Origin of the sequence: Xanthomonas sp. LMG 12459, from assembly GCF_009192905.1 — a bacterium.
Classification (GTDB): Bacteria; Pseudomonadota; Gammaproteobacteria; order Xanthomonadales; family Xanthomonadaceae; genus Xanthomonas_A; species Xanthomonas_A sontii.
In genome coordinates, this window is record NZ_NSGT01000099.1 from 1 (window position 1) to 1,281 (window position 1,281).

Here is a 1,281-nt window from a genome sequence, read left to right on the forward strand (position 1 = left end):
GAATGCATCGGTCGGGCCGCCGCGACAAGCGAAGCCCAAAGCCGGCCGACACCCTCCGTCGTCGGGACTGAAGGGCACCTCGAACAACCTGCCACGACCTGGAGCCAGGGGTAGCATCTGTCGCAACGGCACCAGAGCGGCGCCTGATCGTGGTGGTTGGGAGGCTGATGTGGCCGCTGGGCTACCTCAGCCGATCACGCTGGCGCCATGGCCCGCTCCTGTAGCCGTGCCAGCCGCATCACGTTATGGCTGGCGACCTTCAGCCCGATCACCACCTTTGCCCGCGCCAAGCCGATGCAGCGTACGAACTTGCCGCCTTGTTGGGCCAAGCGCGCAAACGGGTGCTCGCCGAACACCCGATCCTTGGCAATTCGACGGTTCCGGCGCTTTGCTGCCTCGCTCAAGGGCTTGCGCGCATGCCCTTGATGTTGGATCGCGGGGCGGTAACCACGCCTTTTCAGGTCTGCTTCCCGCGCTGCATCGGCATACCCGCTATCGGCCCATACCGTGCGGCCGGTGTTGTCCGGGTCCAGCACCTGCTCGAAGTGACGGCTGTCGTGCACGTTGGCCGCGCTCACGTCGTAGCGGCGGATGAAGCCCCAGCGACGGTCCGTGCTGGCGTGCAGCTTGTAGCCGTAGAACGCCACCCCATGCTTCCTGGTCCAACGTGCCTGCATATCCTTCTGCGCACGCTTGGCATCGCTCCAGTCCTGGCCGACGTCATCGCCCTGCTTGATCTGCGCGTTCTCTTCGCGCGTGTTGCGCTGGATCGGAGCGCTGACGATGCTGGCGTCGATGATCTGACCGCCGCGGGCAATGAAGCCGGCACGTTGCAATTGCTCACCGATCGCCGCGCTGATGTCGCCCATCAGATCCTTGGTCTTGAGCCGTTCGCGCCACACCCAGATCGTCTTGGCGTCGGGCACCTTGCCGCTGTGTTCCAGTCCGAGGAATTGCTGGAAGCTGCGCCGATCCAGCACCTGGTACTCCAGCGCATCGTCGGAGAGGTTGTACAACTGCTGCAACAGCAGCAGCTTGATCATCACCTGCGTCGGCCAAGCCGGACGGCCACCGCGCTTGCCAGTACCCAAGGACAGCTTCGCGTCTACGGCGTGAGCAATCCCGGCAAAGTCGATATGCCGTGACAGCAGAGCCAGAGGATCGCCGATCTGCTGCCGCTTGGCTTCGCGTTCGTGGCCGGCAAACAGGCTGATCATCGTGGCGTCCTCGGCGTGTTCTCCAGACCAATGATGCCAAAGTCGGGGTTTTTAGAGGTGCCCT

General features: G+C 63.9%; 1 protein-coding gene. It reads right to left on the reverse strand.

The features are described 5' to 3' along the window. Nucleotides 1–194: 194 nt before the first annotated feature. Entirely contained in the window at nucleotides 195–1,217 is a 1,023-nt protein-coding gene (locus CEK65_RS19005; protein ID WP_152182663.1) for an IS5 family transposase, read from the reverse strand. Nucleotides 1,218–1,281: the final 64 nt, after the last annotated feature.

What these genes read in the sequence shown, in the direction of transcription:
- CEK65_RS19005 (WP_152182663.1), bottom strand. Translation starts at nt 1,217, where the DNA reads ATGATCAGCCTGTTTGCCGGCCACGAACGCGAAGCCAAGCGGCAGCAG.